The organism is Colwellia psychrerythraea (assembly GCF_000764185.1).
Taxonomy (GTDB): domain Bacteria; phylum Pseudomonadota; class Gammaproteobacteria; order Enterobacterales; family Alteromonadaceae; genus Colwellia; species Colwellia psychrerythraea_B.
The window spans coordinates 181,256-198,161 of sequence record NZ_JQEC01000039.1 but is presented as its reverse complement, the minus strand read 5'-3'; the positions used below and the strand labels follow the sequence as shown (position 1 = coordinate 198,161).

Genomic DNA, 16,906 nt, shown 5'->3' with positions numbered 1-16,906 from the left:
TGTAAAATCTACAGCATTATTAACATAAAAATACCGAGATTTAAGAAAAAGTAGATAAGATACATTTATTTTGCGACGAAATGTAACATTGAAATAAAACGTTACAAATAGGGAGGGTTTAACTATTCACTGTGAACAATATCAATGCTGTGCGTTGTTTGGCGTAGCAGCATACACAAAAGGCTAGGTAATACCGCGACAAATCACTCTAATTTTCGGGGAGAAAATTTACTCCAGGCTTAACTATTCTTGGTAGTTTTTAATAAGCAGGTTTATTGCTTTGATGTGCTCTGGCTCACTTAACTTTTTATTAATCCTAACAAGTAACTCTTTATGAGTGCCTTTTTTTACTGCTAGATGAATATTACCTAGTGCCAAAGGTTTAGAGACTAGAAATATTTTATCTTTAAGTCCAAGTTTATCTAGCACATAAGCTGCGGACAACTCAGAATGAATCACCGCGTCTAACCTGCCTTTCGCTAACAAATAAAAGTTGGTTTCAAGTTTACTATCATGAGTAAAAAACCGGTTATTGGCCTTAGCTTGATCAAATTTAGCGCCGTAACTCCACCCTAACAATGTACCAATATTTAACCCCGATAATTTATCTACAGTCTTTATCAGAGGCTGTTTTTGTTGATTGGAATATACAGATATTCTTTCCTGATAATATGGCTCGGAAAAATCCAGAGTTTGCATACGTTGAGCTGTTTTTAATACCGCGATCATAATCCCATCGCCTAGCTCAGCCTGGTAAATCCCACGCTTAAAAGGCAATATTTTTACTGAGTAAGGTTGATTTATAGCTTTAAAAGTAAGATCAACAATACCCATGTACAAACCAGTTTGTTGTCCTGCTTGGTAATAGAGGTATGGCGGATAGTCGGTGTAGGTATTTACTTTTATTGAGTCGACGGCATGAACGCTAAAAGCAGTTAAAATAAATGGTAAAAGCAACCAAACGATGAAGACTTGTTTCACCACGGCGCTAATACTTGGCATATTCATCACTCTTTTTTTAAAACTATTCAGCTAATTATAGTCGTCAGCTCTGAATAGAATACATCATCCATCTGATCTTTTAATATACCCACCTAAATGACTATTTAAAAGTATTTTTTCGGGTTTAAATTATGCTAGCTATGGCAATTAGACTTGAGTTGTATTATCTAGTTAGTATCGAAATTTTGATCTAATAGTGTCGTCCATGAAAGCGGCAGTCTGACTAGTTTTTTGGATGTCATACCACCAAAAATACTTATTAAAATTCGAACAAACGTCATTACCCACAGTTAACTGTTACATGTCAGCTGTGGGTATCTTAGTTAACCTGAACTCTGGATAGTTAGTTTACTTTTATGACTCAAGAACAGGTAATAGTGTAATTTCAACACGGCGGTTAAGCTCGCGCCCACCAGCTGTATTATTGTTTGCTACAGGTTGCTCTTCGCCAAAGCCTACTATCTCGAAACGATCACTAAGAATTTTTTGTCCACGTAGGTATTGAACGACGCCGCCAGCGCGTTCTTCAGATAATTTTTGGTTGTGTTGAGCAGAGCCGATAGAATCGGTATGACCAGAAACTACAATAAGTGTTTGATTATATTCTTCAAGTACTAAAGCAACAGAACTTAACACATCAGTAAAGTTACTGTTAATGTTAGCGCTATTCGTAGCAAAGATAATATTGCCCGGCATTATCAGGTTTATCTTGTCACCCTCTCGCTGAATACTTACACCACTATCTCGTAGTTTCTTACGTAATTTAGCTTCTTGAGCGTCCATATAAAAACCAATACCACCACCAATAGCTGCACCACCTGCCCCTGCAGCCAAAATACGTTTATTGCGAGTATTGCTGTCTTCATCTTTATTAGCAATATAAGCAACAACGGCAGCTAAGCTGGCCCCCGTAGCTGCTCCTATAGCCGTTTTGGAGGTTTTACTTTCACCTGTGTAAGGGTCAAATGTTGTACAAGCTTGTAACAACAATACGGCTGAAGCGATAGTGATTATTTTTTTCATGAGGAGTTTCCTGTATTAGCCTTATAACGACTTCAAAGAAGCGATGGCTATTAATAAATTACTGTATGAGGTTATTGTGACTACTGCTTTGGAATATGAATTAAAGACACAAAAAAACCCGATTAGTCGTCGGGTTTGAAAATTTTACGAAAACGTAAAAATCTAAAGCTGGAGAATTTTATACTTAATATCTATGAGGTTCAAGTTTCCCCGGAACAATCACTAGAGCAAGATGTTGCAATGTATATAATTTAAGCTAATTAACCTGAACTCTGGATAATGAGTATTTGATGTTTAAGTAAAAACAACAACTTAGGTTGTTAACAACAAAATTAAGTAGCGATAGACTCTGTCAATGTTTCAATTTATTCGATTATCAAGGCAAAACGTTTATGAATAACGGGTTATTTATCTACGTTTTAACGCTGAGAATCGGATAAAGGGGAATATTGAGCAAGTGCTGCTTATCCAGAGTTCTGGTTACTTAAATTTTCAACTACATCAGGTGATTAGTCCTGAGGATAAGCGATAACCCAATCAGTACTCTCATCACCTTGCCTATCAAATTTATATTTAACAGAAGAAAAACCACAGAGTTTTACCAGACCATTAAAATCAAATGGTTGTTTTACTCCTGCCTCTGATTCCATGAATGCTGCATCGCTTGGTATTATAACTTTCTCATGTTCGGCTGAGATTACAAATGCAGCTTCAGCCAATATTAAATCATTATTATGACGCTTAATAATTTCAGCATTACCTAAACTATTGCCATCTAAATCTCTAAATTCAAACTCTTCTGGATGATTAATTTCAATAACATCACCGTCATTAAGTTGATATGCAATTAACATGTTTACCATTGTTTATCTCTCCCAATTTAATTTGTTTTTTAGTTGCTTAGCGACATAATCAAGTAAAGCAATCTGATGATATCTTACGTTAAAATAACAAACAATTATTGATATGAACACAGCTAAAGTCAGATAGTTCTGTTAATAAAGAATTAGTCTTCATAGTGGAGACGCTGAATTTGCACTTGAACGTAAATAAAGCACCACTCACCGATAATCCATTGGAACCCCACCGATTCCCTTTATTATCTGATTAAATAACAACCGCCAAGTTCCAAGGAAAAGGGAAAAGGGAAAAGAAAACATGCTGCATAAACTGTCCAAAACTTTTATATCAGGTATTGTTTTATCGGCCATTGCTATATCCACCATCGCTTTATCACTCGTTGCTACACAAGCTAACGCGTCCGAAGTTATCACCATAAACGCGACCAATAAAGCGCCGCTATTCGATGGTCGTTGTGACAAAGACGAATGGCAGTCAGCAATAAAATTCGAACTGCCAGCACAATCTGCCGTTTATCTCATGCATGATAACCACTCATTATACGTATGCGCCAAAGGCAAAGCCGAAGATTACGCTGTCATTGATATCTATGTAGAGCACGCTAACACGGGTTACCTGCATAGACTTCATGCCTCTGCTCAATTAGGAGAACGAATATTCAACGGCAAAGAATGGAGTAAACCTGACCGCTGGAATCTAAAGCATTGGAGTGGCTTTTGGGTACCTTATGCGGGCAGAGTAGAAGCAGAGGATGGCTTGAAACCCAAGTTTTTGAAGGGTTCTCATCGAGAAATGCAAATTCTTCGTAAGAAGTTTCCTGGTGATACTTGGAAGATGATGATTGGCGTAAGTGGTATTAATCAAAATGAGGGCTCTACAGCATTCTATTACCCTGAAAAAGCAGTAGAAACCGATAGCGCTACTTGGGCTAAGTTTGCTTTTTCTAAGCTTTCTTCCACTAAGCTTTCCTTTGATAAGTAACTGCTGTGCATATGAAACCTGAAAGTCTATCGATTAATTAAACGGCAATAAACTAATAACAACCATAAACTAATTATTTACCAAGGGACTATTAAATGAAATTACTAACACGTAGAGGTTTATTAAAAGGCTTTATTACCTTAGCTGGCTTATCTGTCTATTCACGGAATGCAATGTCCGAAGTATTGACTCCACGGACAACTGAAGGGCCTTTTTATCCCAGCCCATCAATGCGTTTTGCTGATGTTGATAACGACCTTATTAAAGTCTCCGGAGCGGTTAAAAAGGCTGGCGGTGAAATTATACAGCTCAAAGGTAAGGTGATGTCTAAGCAAGGTAAACCTCTGGCTGGTCACCGAATAGAGATTTGGCAATGCGATGTTAATGGCAAGTATTTACACTCTGGTGATGCACAGGATGTTGTCTACGACAATGGCTTTCAAGGATTCGGGCATGATATAACGGACAAAAATGGTAACTACCGTTTTAAAACCATCAAGCCAACGGTATATCCGGGACGTGCTCCTCATATTCACGTCAAAGTACTTAATGGCGAGCGTGAGCTGTTAACCACACAGTTTTATATTGCCGGTGATAAAAATAACAGTGCTGACGGTCTTTATCGCAGGATGTCAGCTAAACAAGCCAAAGCTGTTTCCATGGTTTTTACCCAAAATAACAAGCTAATTGAGACGACTATCAATGTGGTTGTCTGAATAAAGGACGACCACACGAAAAAGGGAACGACAGCTTCAATCCCTTTTTCAATCCCCTAAGTGCCCTACTCAGTGAAAACATAAATCATCAAATTACTTTTGGTTAGTTAAATAGCGCCATAGAAGAAACAAGCGCTAGAGCTAACTCATAATACTTTGTTACGCGGTATTCTTACGAACCAGAGCCATACCAAATAGAGACAATAGCATCAGCAAGATGGATGAGGGTTCAGGAACAGAAACAGTTACTGGCACACCAATAACATCTTGCAAGTTAGCCGTTGGGATATTACCAACCAGGATTTGGGTTTCCGCTAAGATTAAACCGTCACCAAGAATCCAATTACACCCAGAAGAAATGTACGTCCCGACAAAAGAGCCCGCAGCCACATTGGCGGTACAGCCTACATCGAGGAAGTTGAATAATACATTAGATGACAACACACCATCTAGCTGAATTGCAGATCCGCCACCCAGAAAAAAGTTACCGGTGATATTAATTACAAACTCATCAGTAGCAGAGCCACTTAAAGTAAGGGTGTCGCCGCCAGCCAAATGGATATCTCCATCAATGATAAAGGCATCCAGCCCGGAGCCAGACGCAGTCAGTACCTGAGTGCTATTCACAGAGGAAAGAAGGCTACCACCGAGACTAGCTGCACTAAAAACCGCAGCTTCAAGATCTGCAAAAATCACATCCCACTCGGGATCACTTAGTTCTCGCGTCTCGCCATCTACAACCAGCCCCGGCGATGCATTTATATAACCACCATGCAGATTACCGTGTATTTTCACGCCTGGGGCAGTACTCAAGTAATTACGCGCACCGACATCACCCCAAATTTGAGCTTCAGAGCCCAGTACCATAGTGCCGCCGACGGGAAACTGCTCACCCGCGCTCAGTAAGGTGTAACTACCCGCCGCGCCCAAATCAATCGGCGTTGCCGAAACCAAAGAAGCCATCGCACTAAAACCTGCTATCACGATAGCCTTGGTAAAAATTCCCATTATCTTTCCTATTCGATCTAAAATTGTTTTCTAGTAATGCACAACTGTCACAGTATTTAGCATCAACTTGACTAAAGTGCTTATGGCTGGCCATAAGCAATTATCGAACCAATTAAGCATAAATCAACTAAAACAATTACTTGTTACGGTATTAACAATTATAACGGATAGAAGTGTTAAGTAAGCCGACACTAAAAGAAGGGGTAATCAACCGGCATAGTTCAGGTTATTTATTGTCGAGTAGTGAATTTCGGTATGCTGTAGGGCTATAACCAACTATTTTTTTAAACGCTGTATTGAATGTCGATTTAGAATTGAAACCAACGTCAAAGGCAATACTAGTGATTAACTTGTCGCTATCCTGTAAAGCCTTCTTCGCTTCTTCGACTCGAAAGCTATTAACAAACTGAAAAAATTTGGTGTGTAAAAATTGAGAGAGTGTTTCTGAAATGTGGTTTTCAGTTTCAGAGATAGATTCAGATAGCTTGTTTAGCGATAAGTTATCTTGCAAGAATAACTTATCGTCGATCATTGCACGTTCCAGCTTTACTGCAATCAATTGCATTTTATCAGCACTAAGTAAAGCAGCTCTAGTCTGACTGGAACGAGGCAAACCTTTCTCAGATTCATTAAGCACTTTTTGACTTAATGCCTGCTGTATAAAAATAGCCAGCGCAAAAACCTCTAGAATTGGCAGCAATACTCCTGAGCCAAACCAAAACCAACCCAATGCACCCAGGGAAAACTCGACTGCATACATTAACCAAACAACTCCCCAAATGACCAATACCGTTCTAAACCAACCTAATGAACGTTGCTCTATTTCAGAAAAGCGTTCCATGAGTTGCTGACGGTGGGAGTTATGGAGTTTTAAGGCCATTACTAAGAATAAAACGGTGAATAAAATAAATACAAAGGTCGCGGATAAACAAGTAAACACGGCTATTTTCCATAGCTCTGGGTCTCTAGTTAGTGGGTTAGCTAGAGCCAGTTTCTCCGCGGGACTAATCATAAAAATAAAAGGCAGCATAACCAACAAAACTAGAATAGGTCCGGATAAAGCCAATGCCCATATCCGTTTATCTATTTTTTTGTCTGGCGACATAGTTGCATGAGCATAGAAATAGAGGGCTGGGCCAAGCAAAACTCTAAAAGGAAGTTGTGCACCAGCTAGGGCTGGCGCATAGACATATGCCCCTGAATAGATAAAAAGCTCACCCGACAAATGTATTAGCAATAACAACAATAGACCTTTAAGGAAAACGTTTTGTCTTTGCTTTGGTCTTTTAAAAACATCGAATAAAGCAGATATTGTCATTCCCAACATACAGGAATATAAAACTGTGGGTAAAAGGTTGACCATTTTGCTACCAGAGAAAAAGATTATTATGCCATTCAGTAATTATAAAGTTAAATGTCACCTGAATCCACAAACCGTAAGATATGCATATTTAAGATCTACATAAAGCAGGGGTTGCATAAATAAACACTTAACTATCCGCACTTCTGCTTATTCTAAGGGTAAACCCTAACGCTAAAAAGGCAGCGGCAATAAGCCCGTTAGCGTAATAGTCAAGTGATAGACCTACCTCCAACCCTTTTATTGCTCCTACCGCCAACATCATAACCCACATGGCTAGAGGCACAGTTAACAAGTAACCAACTTGTCGTTGGCCACTATGTCGAAAAAACGCAATAGCATTGCTAAAAAACGCCAGTACCATCGCTATCATAAATATTGCTATTAACCCAAGAAGCCCTTGAGGAGCAGGATCTGGTATTCCCTCATCAAACACGGCAACAGCAAAAATCCATATCGCAGCTAAGCTCAGTGAAGTAGCTGCCAATAACGCAAAACCAGCGCCACTTTTGGCCACCAGCGGAGCGTTAGCTGAGGCTCGTGGATAAAGCTTAATTAATCCAAACACAGCCGACGCTAAGCCAATAATCGCAGGTATTGCAGTCCATAAAATGGATAGCTGATAATTTGAGTCATAACGAATCCACAAAAGTGCAGTGTTTATCAACATAAAACACCCTGCAATAATGAAAAAACGAGAATCCCATCGGCTAAAGTTACGTATGCGCATTATTAAATCTTCCCTTTAACTTCCCTATCTAATGGTTGTTCATTATTCATATACTGGCTTGGGTTTGACTGGATTGAGTTCAGCCTACTCTATTGAGGCCGTTTGGTTCTGGTTTTCTGATATGCCCTTAAAAGCTAACCAAAGGCCAATTGTTACCTCAAATAATGCCCCTGGAGCCATAGCGTAAGCCAATTCTGCTGGAGGATTATGTAAAATGATATTGACGAAGCCATACACCACCATCGTTGAATAGGTAATCACTCCCCAAGCGGATAAAACTCGCGGAATATAACTCGAAATATAAAACAAGTAGCAATAAGCAACACCGCCAATACCCATTGTGATCAACAGGATGTAATAACCAACGCCACCTAATTTGCCAAAAAATCTCGCTAACGCCTGTAATTGTTCTGGTTGAAACACTTGTAAATATTCAGCGCCGCTTAACAGCATCAATATCGTTAAATAAAACATAATAACAACGCAGCCTAAAACGGCTTCTGAGAACCTAAAGATTAACCCGAATAATGCGAGGTTTTTATTCACGGGCTTTAAAATAATATAAAGCGCCCAAGAAAGTACCATAACCAAGATAAACATTAACAACTCGATCGCAATACCAATTCTGATAATACCCTCATGCCCTATAATGTTATCGGCTGCATTTTTTGCTTTTAATATCGACCCCAGATCAAAAATAGCACTAGGGATCAGGGCCAGTACAATAATGAGCACATAGGTTATCCCTGCCACATAGGTATAATTGGTTTTCACATTAGATAATGTATTGGTCATAACATTCCTCTTTTTAATTTTTAAGCTTTAAGTGCTAGGTTTTGATATGAAAAATGCCCCAATTTAGGTGTGTTGTCGTTTAAATGGGCCTATTCGAACGTATTTTTGCAATTATCTTGCAAATAATTGCTTATTTAGTACGTTTTAAGGTTGTCAGTGTGAAATCTGTTGTTTTTTCAGACACAGTAAATCAGGGTTCTGCCCCCTCGATTATTATGTTTAGTGAGTTGATTGAAGGAATTGAGGAGTACGGTTGTTAACAGTTCCAAGGGATTCCAGAGGAAGAAAGAGTGGGGTTAGTCTCACTCTTCCTTCTAGGTATCGTTGCCACCGCGAAAAATCAATTAATGTTATTCTGTCCCTGTTTAGGTCGAATAACATATACTCCGGTATTTTCGAACGGTCTAAGATCATAAGCGGTTTTATTTAGATAAATAATGGCCAAGCTTTTATCTTTTCCAATGGGGTAATAGACCAAATGGCGATCAAGTTTTTCTTTAAAGGCATAACCCTTAAACTTAATAAATTCTGAATTGTGCTCCAAATTAAAATAACCAATGCCGTCCCAGCCTACACGCCTTGTATTGTTATAGTCACCTAAGGAGCTTGAGTGCTTTTCATTCTTTATAAAATATTCAGTGTCAATAGAATAAGTTAGGTCTGTCATCACTCCGTTTTTTGGCTTTTCATAAGCATAATGTATTTCTTCAAAGCGTGGTGTATAACTGACTTTGTATGGCTTTAAGGTAGGCATTCTTATTGGACCAAAACTCCCTTCTGTATTTTTATACAATTTTTTAGATTGTATAAGTTTTATACCTGATTCATGCCTTAGGTAAAGGTTGGTCAAGTCATTATCATAGTCAATGGCTAAATCAAATGCACTAGCACCTTTTATTAAGTTGTCTAATTGTTGAAGTGTGAGATTTTCATCACTGATAATGTCGGTATAGTCCTTTTTAGTCTTATCCCCGCTGTTCGCCCAATCAATATAACAATCGTTATAATAAATGATTCCAGAATTATGCAATGAAGAAGAATAATCTAATGTAATAGAGTCACTGAATATCCCATCTTTACTAATTTTCAAGAATACTCTGTACGGGAGTTTTTCCTCTACTTCATCATCAATTTTGTCATAATCTATAACGTGTGTTTCAAACAACACGATTTCCTTTTCTGAATCATAAATAACAGCATCTAAGTGAATAATGCCATCGACAATAGTAGGTCCTTTCCAAGTATCAAATAATTTAACGACCTCATAACTTTCAGATGCCACGTCTCCTTCTGAAAGAAAATTATACTCAGAAAATTTTTTAGGCAAGGGAACAATCGACCTCCATCTTTGAGCTACAAAAACAAATGATAATATGACAGGTACAATTATGCCGATATATACATATTTATTCATTCAATTGTCCTTTGAGCAACTAAGATAACCTTTTTAAAATGCTCTTATGGTAATAAAAAACCACAATATCAACAAGCACTAAGCTTGCTTATTCAAACGCCGTAGTGAGGCTCAACATTCAGGTATTATCATCATGGATGATGGTAATACCTGAATGTACATTATTAGACAATGCAGACGTCACATGAATATGACTGATTAGAGAATGCCGGATGCATATGCTCCTGATCTTCCTTCATTGCTGCAACGTCGAAGATATTGTGTTGAAGGTATCATTACGTTTGATGTAACAGCTCCGATAGGTTCCAAAGGCAGGAAGAGAATCGATGCAATCAAACACCTACCCTTGAATTATTTTTCCTGCGTACAAAAAGATCACCCACTTAATGGAATCAGTATAAGTTAGCAAAGTGAATTAAATGCCTGCTGATTATTTATTTTTTAAGATCAGTAAATTATTCGTTTGATCAATATGAAAATCAAAAGAAGACAAATAGTTCATACCTAACAAACCATCACTTCCTTCACTCATAAAAGGGCTTACGGCAAAAACAAACGGTCGTAAAACATAGCCTTGCAAATCAAATTCTGCCACTTGATAAAGGCTTGCTGTCACTTGGCCACCAGCAGTATTTAGTCTTAAGTCTTTAACATACACGACTTCTGAATACTGGTTTAATTGTTCAAAGGCCTGTTCAGATAATAAAGAGATGCTTGCCCCCGTATCTAACATTAAAGCAACATTAAAGTTATTGTTAATGGTCGCCTGCACAATAAAATGCGCACCTTGACGACTTAAAGCAATACTTTCTGTTTTTTGTAATGATAATTCAATCTTGTTATACAAGGCTTGCGCTTTTACTTGGAAATTAGGCTCCATCAATAAAGGTTCAAGCGAATTAAGTGCAAGTTCAAGCTCACCTAGCTGATATTGTGCTTGGGCAAACACCCATTGTAAGTAAAGGTATTCTTGGTCATATAAACTAATCTCTACAACTAACTCTTTCAGCTCTAACCACAAGTTATTCTTAATTAGCGGCGCTATAGCTTCTTGCACTAGCTCTCTAGCAGCATTAATAACATTCACTTTTTTCGCTTCAGTGAACACATGATGTTGAATATCATACGCATGTTTTATAGCTACTAATAAGTGCCCTTGCGCTAGTTCAGACTCCACTTGTAAATAGAGAAAACGTTGATCATCCGCTTTAAACTCTAAATAGGCACTTATTGAATGATCAAGGGGTACAAACTGCTGAGCAGCTAATAACGCCGTAGAATTTTGTAACCATATTACTATTAACTGCTCTAATTCATTTGTATCGGTTAAACCATTAATTAAAAAACTAGCTAAATAATAATCTTGTTGAATGAGTGCTTGTTTAATTTTATCAAGTAAATTTTGTTTATATCCCTGTAATTCAGCGGCATTATTAACAACATTTCTTTTTGAAACTCTTGTTGTTTTAATAACATTTTCTTGATGAAAGCTACTCTGTAGAAATGTATTTTCAATAGCATGAACATTTAATTTCATAAAAAAATAAACATTTAAGCTAACAGAAGTAAATAAAATTAATACAAAAACCAATCTCCACATAATGCCCATCCAAATAATTTTAGTTTTCCTACTTTATACCAGTTACATTAATTAAGTGATCTATTTTATACGTAGAAGAAATGATAAGAACAAAGCATTTATGTAACTAATAATTTGTTTTACTTACTAAATAAATAACGTAATAGTTATTAATTTTAACAAGTAGAAATGATCACTTAATTTGTGTATTGGTATTAGCACTGAATGAATGAGGATCTCAGAAGATGGTAGAGCCCGCTTATAAAACATTGAGCTTATATATGATTAATATTCTCGCAAAAAAAACGACGCTAATATTCTTTATCCTGAAGCCACTATCAGTAGTAGAATATAGAAATCATCTAAGATATTCACCATTAAGTTTATACAAAAAACTTACACTAGTCCCGACTCATTGCCGCTACCGAAATTACGGATTAATGGGCTCTGTAAAGCACCCATAGATCTGTAGGGACACCATCAACATTCGATTTTTTTTCTAGTAATAATGTGGGTACTTCTATTCTAAGTGACTTCATAGCTAACATCATGATTTTATTTTACTATGAAGACAGTATGGATAGCTGAATATAATGGATTACAATGAAAGAACAATCAAATACTAAACGTCCTATCAAACTTAAAAAACTCATATTATCCTTCTTGGTACTTCTTTCTATAAGCTGTAGCACTACACAACCTGAAACATTAGAAAATAATAATACAACCCAATTTTTTGTTACTCCCACAGAGTTAACAATTAATGATGATCTAACAATTAATTTACCAAAGCTAAGACCTAAAAACTTAGCCATTGTCGATTCTAACGGTCAGTTTTTTATAATACAAAGTGTTGAAGCTGGTGTTTTAATGATGCCCGAAGAAGAATTTTCATTGATGAAAGTATTAGAGATCCCTATAAAAAATACCAAAGGTACAATTTGGATAAATGGTCAAAAGAGTGAACAAGTTATTTTTGAAAAAGCAGGTAAATATAAAGTTTACTTCGCGGATAACTTAGAGACAGAACCAGAAAACACCTTTAATTTTTCTGCACATATCACTGTTAAGTAGACTCATTATTTTTCAGTGATTATCTAAATTGCTTGGCGTCGCGGTGACGACTACACAAAAAGAGCAACGATCGCTCCGCTCCCACTTTTAAATCCCCAAAGCGTCCTACGCAGCAGAACATTCAGCTTGCAATGTCAACTAGCGTAAACCGCAATTCCTGCCGCTAAGCTCGTGCTATAAGTTTTCCCTAATAACATTGTTTTTAGTATAAAACGGCTCGCCCCTATTTATTTTAAGCATATCCATAACGGGGTAAACACCTTATCAATTGCGGAAATAATAAGGATAAAGAAGATAAATATTGATCATCAATAATTTTACTATGTTTAAAAAGCACTCAATAAAATAGTGCATTACTTCCCTAATATTATAAAAAAAACAAGGAATTTATTGATGATTACGATTACCCCCCCAAGAAAAATAACAAAGCTGCTGCTATTTATACTACTGATACTAACAACAGCTATATCAAATGCCACTGACTTGGCAGGCTTATTATCTGGTATTGTCGGCCAACCAATATTTAAAAAGTCAGATCTTTATACCACTGATGATGACGTTGTCATCACGGCCTATGACAATATAAGATTGCAGGCCAATATTTTTCAACCAACTACCGGAGAAGCACATTACCCAGCCATTATCTTTATTAATAGCTGGGGCATGAATGAATATGAATATCTTACTGAAGCGGCAGTTTTTGCTGAAAATGGTTACATCGTACTAAGCTATGAAACACGAGGTTTTGGTCATTCAGAGGGGCAAATATCAACAGCTGGACCTGAAGATCTTGATGACGTTTCAGCCGTTATTGATTACTTAGAAGCAAATACCAATGTTGACAGTGAACGAATAGGTATTGCTGGGATTTCTTACGGCTCAGGCATTAGTTTACTCAGTGCGGCTAGTGAAAGCCGAATAGCAGCTGTTGCAGCAATGAGTACATGGGGAAGCTTAACCGAGTCACTATATGGTCAACAAACACCTCGCTTAATTTGGGGAGGTTTACTCACGGGTTTAGGGTATTTAACGGGTAACCCTAGTGATGAAATTGCGCAAAATTATCTGGGATTACTTAAGCAAGAACGTATTGATGAAATAACCGAATGGGCCGATATACGTTCACCTTTAACTTATGTTGAACAGCTTAATCAAAGACAGGTGCCAATATATATTTCAAATAATTTTGGTGATAACCTTTTTCAAGCTAATAGTGTTTTATCACTTTTTAATGCGCTGTCTGTGCCTAAACATTTAGACCTTAATCAAGGCACACATGCTATCGCAGAAGTATTAGCAATGGGTAATACGGAGCATCATGTATGGAGTAATGTTCATGACTGGTTCGACTATTGGCTTAAAGATATAGATAACGGTGTCATCGACAAACCGCAAGTAGAAATGGAAGTAAAGTTTGCTGATTATGATACTTTTGAAAATTGGCCGTCAACAAATGTTAGTGATAACACATGGTACTTACATGAAAAAGAATTAGACGGTGACGGTGATATAAAAACCTCACCATACCATCCATGGTGGCCAAAAATAGACCGTTTTTATGGTAGTTTAGATACTCTTGCCACCTCAGGAATTCCAATACTCTCTTATATCACAGAAGATTTTCTTGATTTGCCCATTATATCCAATATGAATTTTATCAGTACCATTCATGCCATACGATGGGAGTCTGATTGGTTAACTGAGAAAACTTCATTACGTGGTATACCTAAAATTCACATTAACCTTACACCAAGTGCTAGTGACGTAATGCTAGTCGCATATCTTTATGACGTTGATTTTACTGGCACAGCAAGGCTTATCACTCATGCACCTTATACTTTAGTGGATGCATCTGCCCATTCAAAAATAGCGATTGATATAGAGCTAGGAGCTACCGCCTACGATGTACCTGCGGGACATTATATTGCTCTAGTCATTGATACCGTAGATTTACTTTATAGCCAACCATCCTCATCTTTTTATCATATAGACATCAACTATCAAGGTGATCAACAAAATACGCTAACGTTACCAATTAAAGACTAGGACAACGTAGGTATGCCCTGCGAAACAATTTTTTCATAATTAATACTGGTTGTGAAACAGATGTTTGTGGTCAATGCAAAGTTAATTATGATGGTAAAAAAACACTATCGGCACATAACGCTGCATGGATGCAGCTTATTAGACAATGCAAACGTCACATGGATGTGACTTATTAAAGAATGCAGACGGTACGTACAGGAAGTACCTTATTAGATAATGCAGGAGCATATTATCTTGAACACATTCTCCTGAACACATTGTCCTGATGTGCCATCACCGCCTTGACTTTAAAGAGCTTCAAAACACATGAGTGCATTGAATAAATCGTCTGTTAGCAGCGCCTACGGACACCAAAGGGATAAGCAATAGAGGAGGCAATTTCCATCTTTATTCTCGGTATCTTCACCATCAGGACAAAACATTTCAGTTTACACAGAGCCATCTTGAATACGCCTTAAACATGTTAAAGCATTCTGTTAGAATAACCGCCTATTGATTAAAGAATACCGAGACCGCATGTCAGAATTTAAAGCATTTTCACTTTTAGAGTCAATTATTGACCGAGTTAGTCTGAAAGGCTATACACAGCCCACACCAATCCAAAAAGAATGTATCCCAGTTCTTATTAAGGGCAATGACCTTCTTGGTATAGCGCAAACGGGAACAGGAAAAACGGCGGCCTTTTCATTACCTATTATCAATAATTTTGGCCGAAATAAAATTGATATCAAAGTTAAGAGCACACGTTCACTCATACTAACGCCCACACGTGAGCTTGCCTCGCAAATAATGCAAAACATTGATGACTACTCTGATGGTTTAGGGCTTAAAACTAAGGTTGTTTATGGTGGTGTAGGAAGACAAGCTCAAGTTGACGCTATCGCACTTGGACTTGATATTTTAGTGGCCACCCCTGGTAGGTTATTGGATTTAATTGAAACCGGCGATATAAATTTTGCGGCGTTAGAAGTATTTGTATTAGATGAAGCAGATACCATGCTTGATATGGGCTTCTTTAACGATGTGCAAAACATCATATCTAAACTGCCAAAGAAGCGACAAACACTATTATTTTCAGCGACTATGCCTGCTGAAATAGAGATACTAGCGACAGCCATATTAACAGAGCCAACAAAAATTCAAATTGCTGCACAAATGGTTACTATCGACTTAGTTAATCAAAGTGTATACCAGCTTGATAAATCTAATAAAGTAGCTGCGCTATTTAACATACTAGCAAAACCTGACTATGAAAAAGTGCTTATCTTTTGCAAAACAAAGTATGGCGCCGACATTATTGTTAAAGCACTAGAAGATGCATCAATAACTGCTGCTAGCCTTCACAGTGGTAAAACACAGGCAGTTAGAGAGGAAGCGTTACAAAACTTTAAAAACTCTACTTTAAGAGTATTAGTTGCAACAGATGTTGCAGCTCGTGGCATTGATGTTAATAATATTACCTTAGTCATTAACTATAACCTTCCTGAAGATCCAAGAAACTACATACACCGTATAGGACGAACAGCTCGTGCTGGGAAAAGTGGCATGGCCATTTCATTTGCTGTAGAAAATGATATAAGGCAATTAACCAATATTGAAAATAGCATAGGGCAAGTTATTCCTGTTGTTACAGAACAGCCTTTCCATAAAGAATTCTCAAAAGCACCTATACAAGACAAGAAAAAGAAACAGGTAAAAAAAACAGGTAAGAAACCAAATAGAACAAGAACAAAGAGGAAATAAGGACAAGCATCAATTGTCCTTTGAAACTAGCTATCATTGTTACTTTTGTTAGTGATTAACTTATAAGTTTGGAGTTTTCTTCTCCTGCTTGGCGTCGCGGTGGCGACTACACAAAAAGGGGAACGTCAGCTATCGGGAACCTGCTATAGGAATGTGATTGTTAAGCCATGTCCGATGTAGATCAAAACATACAAAATTTTTCAAATACTAATGTCTTCAGTGAGGCATAAGTCTATTTATTTTTAGATGTTGGCCAAACAAAGGGAGTTGGCTTGGTGGAAGTCTTTTCTGCTTCAGCTTTACTCTGGGCGAGTATCGCCCTGATTAATTTCCCCGTTTCTTTATGTTTACTACAAAAAGTTTTTAGGTATAAAATTTCAACTCTACTACGTGCCCAAGGGGTTGTACGCAGAAATTTCAAACTTGATTTAAGACGCGGGTTATTGATGAAACAACGAATATTAAGTAACTCCCCCATCTTCTCCCAACCAACTTTCTTCTCCAGTTCGGTGAGGATCTGTTCAAGTTTCACGCCGTGTAGGGGATCATTACTGTTATTCATAGTCTACCTAAA

15 protein-coding genes are annotated in these 16,906 nt (G+C 37.5%); 5 read left to right on the top strand and 10 right to left on the bottom strand.

Translation table 11 applies throughout. From position 1 onward, the window contains the following. Positions 1-243: 243 nt before the first annotated feature. The 3 genes from GAB14E_RS09315 to GAB14E_RS09325 all read right to left on the bottom strand — a co-directional run bounded on the left by GAB14E_RS09315 (position 244) and on the right by GAB14E_RS09325 (position 2,888). Positions 244-1,002 (bottom strand): substrate-binding periplasmic protein, encoded by a 759-nt coding sequence (locus GAB14E_RS09315; RefSeq protein WP_033082795.1) that lies wholly within the window; start codon positions 1,000-1,002, stop codon positions 244-246. A 354-nt stretch (positions 1,003-1,356) separates the two neighbouring features. Beyond that, positions 1,357-2,025: an OmpA family protein gene (locus tag GAB14E_RS09320; protein WP_033082794.1), complete on the bottom strand. Its 669-nt coding sequence runs from the start codon at positions 2,023-2,025 to the stop codon at positions 1,357-1,359. A gap of 509 nt (positions 2,026-2,534) precedes the next feature. After that, the gene (locus GAB14E_RS09325) at positions 2,535-2,888 is read right to left on the bottom strand and encodes a hypothetical protein (RefSeq protein WP_033082793.1); all 354 of its coding nucleotides are present in this window, start codon (positions 2,886-2,888) and stop codon (positions 2,535-2,537) included. A gap of 295 nt (positions 2,889-3,183) precedes the next feature. Here GAB14E_RS09325 and GAB14E_RS09330 point away from each other — a divergent pair, with 295 nt between their 5' ends. Next, on the top strand, positions 3,184-3,867 hold the full coding sequence (locus tag GAB14E_RS09330; protein ID WP_197061214.1) for a hypothetical protein: 684 nt from the start codon (positions 3,184-3,186) through the stop codon (positions 3,865-3,867). A gap of 95 nt (positions 3,868-3,962) precedes the next feature. Beyond that, positions 3,963-4,583, top strand: coding sequence for a dioxygenase family protein (locus tag GAB14E_RS09335; protein WP_033082792.1), 621 nt, complete (start codon positions 3,963-3,965; stop codon positions 4,581-4,583). Positions 4,584-4,742: 159 nt separating this feature from the next. On the opposite strand, the gene GAB14E_RS09340 is transcribed toward GAB14E_RS09335, so the two are convergent. The 6 genes from GAB14E_RS09340 to GAB14E_RS09365 form a co-directional block, all read right to left on the bottom strand. Beyond that, positions 4,743-5,591 carry a PEP-CTERM sorting domain-containing protein gene (locus GAB14E_RS09340; RefSeq protein ID WP_033082791.1) on the bottom strand — a complete coding sequence of 283 codons (849 nt, stop codon included), beginning with the start codon at positions 5,589-5,591 and terminating at the stop codon, positions 4,743-4,745. Positions 5,592-5,817: 226 nt separating this feature from the next. Continuing rightward, the gene (locus GAB14E_RS09345; protein WP_231562053.1) at positions 5,818-6,909 is read right to left on the bottom strand and encodes a helix-turn-helix domain-containing protein; all 1,092 of its coding nucleotides are present in this window, start codon (positions 6,907-6,909) and stop codon (positions 5,818-5,820) included. A 172-nt stretch (positions 6,910-7,081) separates the two neighbouring features. Continuing rightward, a complete protein-coding gene (locus tag GAB14E_RS09350; protein WP_033082789.1) occupies positions 7,082-7,681 on the bottom strand; it encodes a hypothetical protein in 600 nt (199 codons plus the stop codon). Positions 7,682-7,765: 84 nt separating this feature from the next. Continuing rightward, a complete protein-coding gene (locus GAB14E_RS09355; protein WP_033082788.1) occupies positions 7,766-8,476 on the bottom strand; it encodes a DUF4386 domain-containing protein in 711 nt (236 codons plus the stop codon). Positions 8,477-8,816: 340 nt separating this feature from the next. Continuing rightward, positions 8,817-9,890, bottom strand: coding sequence for a hypothetical protein (locus GAB14E_RS09360; RefSeq protein ID WP_033082787.1), 1,074 nt, complete (start codon positions 9,888-9,890; stop codon positions 8,817-8,819). Positions 9,891-10,320: 430 nt separating this feature from the next. Then, positions 10,321-11,427, bottom strand: a complete 1,107-nt coding sequence (locus GAB14E_RS09365; RefSeq protein WP_197061213.1) for a retropepsin-like aspartic protease family protein — start codon at positions 11,425-11,427, stop codon at positions 10,321-10,323. A gap of 645 nt (positions 11,428-12,072) precedes the next feature. On the opposite strand from GAB14E_RS09365, the gene GAB14E_RS09370 reads away from it, so the two are divergent. From GAB14E_RS09370 to GAB14E_RS09380, 3 genes are all read left to right on the top strand, one after another. Continuing rightward, complete coding sequence (locus GAB14E_RS09370) at positions 12,073-12,543, top strand: hypothetical protein (RefSeq protein WP_033082785.1); 471 nt, start codon at positions 12,073-12,075, stop codon at positions 12,541-12,543. A gap of 393 nt (positions 12,544-12,936) precedes the next feature. After that, on the top strand, positions 12,937-14,589 hold the full coding sequence (locus GAB14E_RS09375) for an alpha/beta fold hydrolase (protein ID WP_052093757.1): 1,653 nt from the start codon (positions 12,937-12,939) through the stop codon (positions 14,587-14,589). 516 nt (positions 14,590-15,105) lie between these two features. Continuing rightward, positions 15,106-16,332, top strand: coding sequence for a DEAD/DEAH box helicase (locus tag GAB14E_RS09380; RefSeq protein WP_033082783.1), 1,227 nt, complete (start codon positions 15,106-15,108; stop codon positions 16,330-16,332). Positions 16,333-16,564: 232 nt separating this feature from the next. Here GAB14E_RS09380 and GAB14E_RS09385 read toward each other — a convergent pair whose 3' ends face one another. Then, positions 16,565-16,894, bottom strand: a complete 330-nt coding sequence (locus GAB14E_RS09385) for a VF530 family protein (protein ID WP_033082782.1) — start codon at positions 16,892-16,894, stop codon at positions 16,565-16,567. Positions 16,895-16,906: the final 12 nt, after the last annotated feature.

What these genes read in the sequence shown, in the direction of transcription:
- GAB14E_RS09315 (WP_033082795.1), bottom strand. Translation starts at nt 1,002, where the DNA reads ATGCCAAGTATTAGCGCCGTGGTGAAACAAGTCTTCATCGTTTGGTTG.
- GAB14E_RS09320 (WP_033082794.1), bottom strand. Translation starts at nt 2,025, where the DNA reads ATGAAAAAAATAATCACTATCGCTTCAGCCGTATTGTTGTTACAAGCT.
- GAB14E_RS09325 (WP_033082793.1), bottom strand. Translation starts at nt 2,888, where the DNA reads ATGGTAAACATGTTAATTGCATATCAACTTAATGACGGTGATGTTATT.
- GAB14E_RS09330 (WP_197061214.1), top strand. Translation starts at nt 3,184, where the DNA reads ATGCTGCATAAACTGTCCAAAACTTTTATATCAGGTATTGTTTTATCG.
- GAB14E_RS09335 (WP_033082792.1), top strand. Translation starts at nt 3,963, where the DNA reads ATGAAATTACTAACACGTAGAGGTTTATTAAAAGGCTTTATTACCTTA.
- GAB14E_RS09340 (WP_033082791.1), bottom strand. Translation starts at nt 5,591, where the DNA reads ATGGGAATTTTTACCAAGGCTATCGTGATAGCAGGTTTTAGTGCGATG.
- GAB14E_RS09345 (WP_231562053.1), bottom strand. Translation starts at nt 6,909, where the DNA reads ATGACAATATCTGCTTTATTCGATGTTTTTAAAAGACCAAAGCAAAGA.
- GAB14E_RS09350 (WP_033082789.1), bottom strand. Translation starts at nt 7,681, where the DNA reads ATGCGCATACGTAACTTTAGCCGATGGGATTCTCGTTTTTTCATTATT.
- GAB14E_RS09355 (WP_033082788.1), bottom strand. Translation starts at nt 8,476, where the DNA reads ATGACCAATACATTATCTAATGTGAAAACCAATTATACCTATGTGGCA.
- GAB14E_RS09360 (WP_033082787.1), bottom strand. Translation starts at nt 9,890, where the DNA reads ATGAATAAATATGTATATATCGGCATAATTGTACCTGTCATATTATCA.
- GAB14E_RS09365 (WP_197061213.1), bottom strand. Translation starts at nt 11,427, where the DNA reads ATGAAATTAAATGTTCATGCTATTGAAAATACATTTCTACAGAGTAGC.
- GAB14E_RS09370 (WP_033082785.1), top strand. Translation starts at nt 12,073, where the DNA reads ATGAAAGAACAATCAAATACTAAACGTCCTATCAAACTTAAAAAACTC.
- GAB14E_RS09375 (WP_052093757.1), top strand. Translation starts at nt 12,937, where the DNA reads ATGATTACGATTACCCCCCCAAGAAAAATAACAAAGCTGCTGCTATTT.
- GAB14E_RS09380 (WP_033082783.1), top strand. Translation starts at nt 15,106, where the DNA reads ATGTCAGAATTTAAAGCATTTTCACTTTTAGAGTCAATTATTGACCGA.
- GAB14E_RS09385 (WP_033082782.1), bottom strand. Translation starts at nt 16,894, where the DNA reads ATGAATAACAGTAATGATCCCCTACACGGCGTGAAACTTGAACAGATC.